The sequence below is a fragment of the Pseudopedobacter sp. genome (genome assembly GCF_040392825.1).
Classification (GTDB): domain Bacteria; phylum Bacteroidota; class Bacteroidia; order Sphingobacteriales; family Sphingobacteriaceae; genus Pseudopedobacter.
On sequence record NZ_JBEBVH010000214.1, the window covers coordinates 1 to 6,870 of the forward strand.

5 protein-coding genes are annotated in these 6,870 nt (G+C 34.0%); 1 reads left to right on the plus strand and 4 read right to left on the minus strand.

The features are described from left to right. Positions 1 to 75: 75 nt before the first annotated feature. From ABWO41_RS13685 to trxA, 4 genes are all read right to left on the minus strand, one after another. Positions 76 to 678: an OmpH/Skp family outer membrane protein gene (locus ABWO41_RS13685; RefSeq protein ID WP_353139055.1), complete on the minus strand. Its 603-nt coding sequence runs from the start codon at positions 676 to 678 to the stop codon at positions 76 to 78. Between the two features lie 117 nt (positions 679 to 795). Then, entirely contained in the window at positions 796 to 2,067 is a 1,272-nt protein-coding gene (locus tag ABWO41_RS13690) for an MFS transporter (protein WP_353139058.1), read from the minus strand. Positions 2,068 to 2,103: 36 nt separating this feature from the next. Beyond that, on the minus strand, positions 2,104 to 2,697 hold the full coding sequence (locus ABWO41_RS13695; RefSeq protein ID WP_353139061.1) for a TetR/AcrR family transcriptional regulator: 594 nt from the start codon (positions 2,695 to 2,697) through the stop codon (positions 2,104 to 2,106). 114 nt (positions 2,698 to 2,811) lie between these two features. Continuing rightward, complete coding sequence (gene trxA, locus ABWO41_RS13700; protein WP_353139064.1) at positions 2,812 to 3,132, minus strand: thioredoxin; 321 nt, start codon at positions 3,130 to 3,132, stop codon at positions 2,812 to 2,814. Positions 3,133 to 3,354: 222 nt separating this feature from the next. Between trxA and ABWO41_RS13705 the strand changes: the two genes are divergently transcribed. Further along, the coding region (locus ABWO41_RS13705) for a DUF748 domain-containing protein (protein ID WP_353139067.1) at positions 3,355 to 6,870 on the plus strand (3,516 nt) is incomplete at its 3' end.

Consider the following 6,870-nt stretch of genomic DNA (forward strand, 5'->3'; position numbering starts at 1 on the left):
CTGAAAACTTCAACTTTGTTCAAAAAAAAGAAGGTGCCCTTTTTGGACACCCCCTTTCATTATTGTTATGAAAATTTATTTTTTATCTTTTTTATATTCTTCATTCAATCCTTTAATAACTTCCTTAGTTACATCAAGGTTATCATCAGCGAATAAAATAGCACTGTTTCCTTTAGAATAAGTTAATACCATTTTATAACCTTTGTCTTTAGCATGTTTTTTCAGATAGTCTGCAACTTTATCGTATAATTTTTCGTTTTCTGCAGCTTCTTCATTTGCTAAAGCAGCACCGGCATTTTGTTGATAAGTTTGCAATTCCTGCTGTTTGCGGGCTAATCTTTCTTCTGTCTTAGCTCTTTCATCAGCACTCATTGTTTGTGCATTTTGTTGGTAAGCTGCAACTTCTCTTTGAAAGGCTGTACCTTTATTTTTTAAATCTGCTTCTGCTTTTTTAGATTTTGATTCAAATTTTTCTTTAAGAACCTTAAAATACTCGTAGTTATTTAACAATGAATCAGAATTTACATAAACAATTTTTTCTGCCTCTGTTTTTTCTGTTTTTGCCTGTGGTGTTGTCTCTTTTGTTGTATTTTTTTCAGTGTTGTTGCAACTTACAATAGTTAAGGCTAAAGCTAATCCACTTGTTGCTTTAGCAATCTTTAAAAGATTTCTATTCATTCCGTCTCTAATATTTAAACACAAAGATATACTTTCAACTAAAGTATCCTAATAAAATAAATAAAACCTTAAAAAAAATGATTTTAGTGGCTGATAAAGTTTCCCTAGAGCCTTCTTTTAAACATTAAAGGTTCCTTCATTTGTTGTCGTTGCTATCTTTGAGGTATTGCTTTTTACAAGGTTATTTACTCTGGACATTAATAATATTGAGATAATAGATATGGCTACTACCGTATATCCTACGATATCATAATGTTCCAGCGGGCTGAATTTATCTTGCTGATAGACAATTAATCCTGCAAATGCTGCTGCAATACCACCGGCAATTTGCTGTAAAGAGGCATTTATACTCATAAAAGCACCTCTATCCTGCATTTCAGGTACTGCAGATATTAGTGCAGAAGAAGGAACCATACGGCTCATGATACCGATCATCATCAATATATTGATCAATAAAACAATAATAAATGGAGTAGCCGACAGGTTGGTATATACTATACATACAATCATTAACCATGTTGTGGCAATAGCGAATAATTTATTTTTATTCACTTTATCGCTCAGTTTGCCAATCAGGGGCATAATAACAAGGGAACTTAGTCCCGAAGCCATGAATAAAAAAGGGAGTTGTTCCTGGCTTATTTTTAGATTATTAACAGCAAATATGGTCCCGTATGGCATCATCATAAAGCCGCCGACAGAAAGAATAGCAGTTGCCAGAAAACCTATTCGGTAGGGCTTTTTCTTCAATGTGTTTAATAAATGTCTGAAAGCATTTTGCTCATCTTTTTGGAGTAGGAGGTGAGCATTTACAGGTTTTAGACGCATTGCAATGAGAATGACAATTAAAATAGCAAATCCGGCAATAAAAAGGAAAGGTGCTTCCCATCCCATTCGGTTAGCTATATATAGCCCTATCGGTATTCCGAGCACTTGACTGGCGCCAAATCCCATTTGTACAAATCCCATCACCCGTCCTCTTTGTTCCAGAGCAAAAAGATCGGTAATAATTGCCATAGAAATAGATCCAATTACTCCACCAAAAAGGCCCGTTATAATGCGGGCGGCTACCAAAGCATAAAAGCTGTTGGCCAATCCACAAAAAACAGTTCCGATAATAAATCCGGTATAAAAAAATAAGAGTAATTTCTTTCTGTCGTATTTATCTGCGAATCCGGCAGTTAGCATTCCGGAAGCGCCAGCACTAAAAGCATAGGCAGACACCACAATTCCGAATGCTGAAGCATCCATGTTCATAGACTTAATTAATAAATCGCCAAGAGGAGACATTACCATGAAGTCTAAAATTACGGTGAATTGACTGATAGCTAGAATAAAGATGACTAATTTTTCGTAGCTGGTAAATGCTACACTTTGTTTGGTTTGCATAGTATATGTGTGTTGATGTTAGCCTGGTTTGTCGGATTATTGTTTTTTTAGAGCTTTTATAACTAAGTGAAGCGCCCGGTTAAAATCATCTTCGGTTAAAGTGAATTTTCTGCCACCAATACTTTTCCCGTCTGTATGGAATTTAGCCAAAGAATACAACGGGCCAAAGGTGATAGCCCAGTAAACTTCCAGATTCATTTCTTCCATTTCACCACGTTCGCGTAAATTGGTTAAGAATTTTCCAAATACAGGTGAGATTTTAGAGACCAGATGTTTTAAAAAAGTTTCATAATAAGCAGAGCTCCTCAATTGGTCATAAAATTTATTGTCATTAGGGTGACTTTTAATATATTCAAATCTATTGATCCATTGTTGCCGTATTCCTTCTTCCAAAGAACTATCAGCATCAAAGTCTTTTAACATAGCTTCTGCTTTTAATTGTGCCTGTTCTAAAGCTATTTTATTAATTAAATCTTCTTTGTCTTTATAGTAGATGTATATTGTAGCGACCGATATTTTACATTCTTTAGCTAGTTTATTGATACTAAATCCTTCGAAACCATGCTCCGCTATGAGTTCGATAGTTTTCTGTTTTACAAGGTCTTCCTTCTCTATATCTCTTGTTCTCATTTTTAAAGGGGTACAAATATAAATGAATATTCATTTATTTATATTGACTAATTAATTTTTCAAAAAAAAAGCCGTAGTTTAAGGAACTACGGCTTTTAACATAATATTTATTAATTAACCTAATTGGTTGTCTAGCTTACCTGCCAATACAGATTTTGGAACTGCGCCAACTTGTTTATCAACAATTTCTCCGTTTTTGAAAACCAATAAAGTAGGAATGTTCCTGATTCCGAATTGAGCAGAAATTTCAGAATTGTGATCAACATTCACTTTTCCTACAATCGCTTTTCCTTCGTATTCTTTTGCTAATTCTTCCACAACAGGACCAACCATACGGCATGGACCACACCATTCTGCCCAAAAATCTACCAACACTGGTTTATCTGATTTTAATACTAATTCCTCGAAATTAGCATCGGTAATTTCTAAAGCCATAATATATCGTATTTAAAGTTTCGAATTTTTTGTTTCAAATATACGTCTGCAAATCATTTGCCACAAATAGTTTCTTTCGATTTTAAAATAGATAGATTTTATAAGATATTGGAGATAACGAAATGGAACACATTTTGTGTAAAGAACGTTTAAATTGGCATTAAATATTCTAAACCAAACAATAATACATTTGTATTATATAGAGAAAAGAGACGCAGACACTTGAATAAATATCTGAAAATAAGTTTAAAAATAATTGCATGGATTGTTGGTGTAATAATCGGGCTTGTCTTGTTAATTGTTATACTTTTGGAAATACCAGCTGTTCAAAACTTTGCTAAGAATAAAGTTGTTAATTATCTGGAAGCCAAAATAAAAACCCCTGTAAAAATAGGTAAGATACAATTAGGTTTGCCAAAGAAATTGGTACTTAGCAATGTTTATTTTGAGAGTCAGGAAAGAGACACGCTGTTAGCTGGTGATAAATTGGCAGTTGATATAAGTCTGTTTAAATTATTGGATAACGAATTAGAGATAAATCTTATAGATCTGCAAGGTATCACCGCCAATGTAAAACGTAATCAGGATTCTGTTTTTAATTTCGACTATATCATAAAAGCGTTTGCTTCTGAACAAGAGAAGGAGCCAAAGCCGGAAGACACGGTTTCTACGATGAAATTTTCTTTGGACAAAATCAATCTTGACCGGATAAAAATCAAGTTTGATGACGCCATAAGTAAGAACAATCTTGATTTTTATATAGGCCACTTTGATACGAAGATTAAGAAATTCGATCTGGATAACATGGACTTTGATGTTCCAAAAATAACTCTGAGTGCCTTAAATTTAAATCTAAAGCAGGGAATAGTTGAAGAAATAGTGCAAAAGTCTGCGGAGACAGTAGAAGAGGTAGTTAATGAACCGAGTTTAAAATTAAATCTGGGAGAGATAGATATTTCCAAGATTCGGATAGTATATGATAATGAGGGGACTAAATTGAATACCCATCTAGATTTGGGAAGCCTGCTGGTAAAGTTTAACAAGATAGATCTGGATAAACAGTTGATAGATATCGATGATATAAAATTACAGGACCTGAATGGGAACCTAATCTTAGGAAAAATTTTAAAAAACAAAACTGTAGAAGCTCCTAAAGATACTACCGGAAATACAAACTGGCGTGTTAACCTTAATGATGCGGATTTTGCTAATGTTAATTTCAAATTTGATGATTTAAATGTGCAACCCATTACAAAAGGTGTGGATTACATGCATATGAATCTGACTAATGTAAATCTTAAAGCTGAGGATTTTTACTACAGTACCGATACGATATCTGGAAATATACTTTCATTCTCTGCGCAAGAACAAAGCGGTTTAAAAATAGAGCAATTAAAAACAGACTTTTTTTATGGGCCTAAAAAAGCATATCTGAAAAACTTATATCTGAAAACGCCAAAAACGTTGTTGAAAGATGAAGTAAGCGTTACTTATCCTTCGATAGCGTCGATTTCTGAAAACATAGGAGAATTAGGCATAGATGCTTCTTTAAAAGGTAGCCAGTTAAGCTTTAAAGATGTTTTGCTTCTGGTTCCTGATTTATCAAATACTAATCCTTTTAAATCAAATCCAAATGCTGTTTTAAAAATAAATAGTAAAGTTATTGGAAAGGTAAAAGATTTGAGAATTCCAAGTTTAGAAATTAGCGGAATTGGGACAACCAGAATTGCGGCCAGCGGGCATATCACAGGTATGCCCGATATAGATAAAGCAGATTTTGATCTCAGAATTAAAAATTTCCAGACATCTGCTAAAGATTTATACGGATTTGTTCCGCCTAATACCATTCCTAACAATATTAGCCTGCCCAACTATATCAATTTAAAGGGAACCTTCAAAGGTGCAATTAATAACTTTATTACAGATCTGAATCTGGTAACCAGTTATGGTAATGCAAAAGTGAGAGCCAATTTCGATCAGCGAGTTAAAAACAAAGAACGATATAAAGCTTATGCAATAGCGCAAGGTTTAGATATCGGAAAGTTTCTGAAAAACGATTCTATCGGTAAAGTTTCTTTTACAGCTAATGTAGGTGGAGTGGGTTTGGATCCGAAGACGGCAAATGCAAAAGTGAATGCTGTTTTAAACAGTGCTGTTTATAACCGTTATGTGTATAAAAATTTGAAGCTCGATGGAAACATCAGGAATGGGCTTTTTGCAGCTAAGGCAAATATGAGCGATCCTAACCTGGATTTTAATTTAGATGCGAGTGGAAGTTTTAAAAATAAATATCCGTCTGTAAAGATGAATATGGTGTTAGATAGTGCCGATTTTAACAAATTGAATCTATACGCAGGTAGTTTAAGGCTTCGGATGAATATGAAAGCCGATATACAAACCGCAGACCCGGATTATTTAAACGGTAATATTGTTTTAAATAAAATTCTGGTAGCACAGGAAAAAGAAAAATTCGTATTGGATTCTATTTATCTACGGGCAAGATCTAACGATACCAGCAATACCATTTTATTGTTCTCTCCATTTTTAAGAGCTAAAGTGGAGGGAAAATATAAACTAACCGAATTGGGGAATGCTTTATCTAATTCGATAGCTAAATATTACAATTCCAATCCGAATCAACCTAAAAAGAAAACCGACAGTCAATACTTTAATTTTTCAGCTCAGCTCAACGGACATCCATTTCTTTTTCAATTCTTACCAGATCTAAAAAAATTGGATCCGGTAACATTAAGCGGTCGTTATAACAGCGAAGGAGATTCTATTAAAATTGATGGTAAAATACCCCGCGTTATTTACGGAGCTAATACTATAAATAATGCCTTGCTGAAAGTAGACACCAGAAATGAAGCTATAAACTACAACCTTTTTGTAGACGAAATTAAAAGTGGGTCTATTATTTTACCAAAGACCAGTTTAACAGGAACTGTTCAGGACAATATTCTAGGGTATAAATTATCTGTAAAAGATAAATCTGAAAAAGAAAGATATCTTATTGCAGGAAATGCCGAAGCTGAAGACAACAATACTATTATAAGTTTAGATCCTAAGAACCTGAAATTAAATTATGATGCCTGGAATATACCCGCAGAAAATAGAATAGAACTGGGAAAAGGTATTTTCGCCAAGGATTTTATACTGAGCAATAAAGGTCAGGAAATAGCTATTGCATCGCAGGGCGAAAATGAAAATTCTCCCTTAGGAATAGATTTTAAAAAGTTCAATATTGAGACGCTGACAAGTATAGTCGATCAGGATTCTTTGAAGATAGGCGGAGTTATAGATGGAAATGTATTGCTTACCAATTTAACGTCCGATATGGTATTTACATCAGATGCTCATATTTCCAATTTTAATTTCAGAGGAGATACTTTGGGTAATATAGATGTTAAGGTAGATAACAAGTTAGCAAACACATTCGCCGCAGATGTTTCTATAACCGGTCAGGGAAATCAGGTGAATTTAAATGGTACTTACTCGACAGACAGGGAAACTATGGATATGAACCTGATTATCCAAAGACTAAATCTGGCTAGTATACAAGGTTTTTCTTTTGGGAATATGAGCAGTGCAAGTGGTTATTTATCTGGTAATTTTGATATAACCGGAAAAGCGTCTGCACCTAATGTTTTGGGAGAGTTGAAATTTAATGATGGTGCGTTTAGACTCACCAAAACCAACACCTATTTCAAATCTCTTAACGACAGACTAGAATTTAAT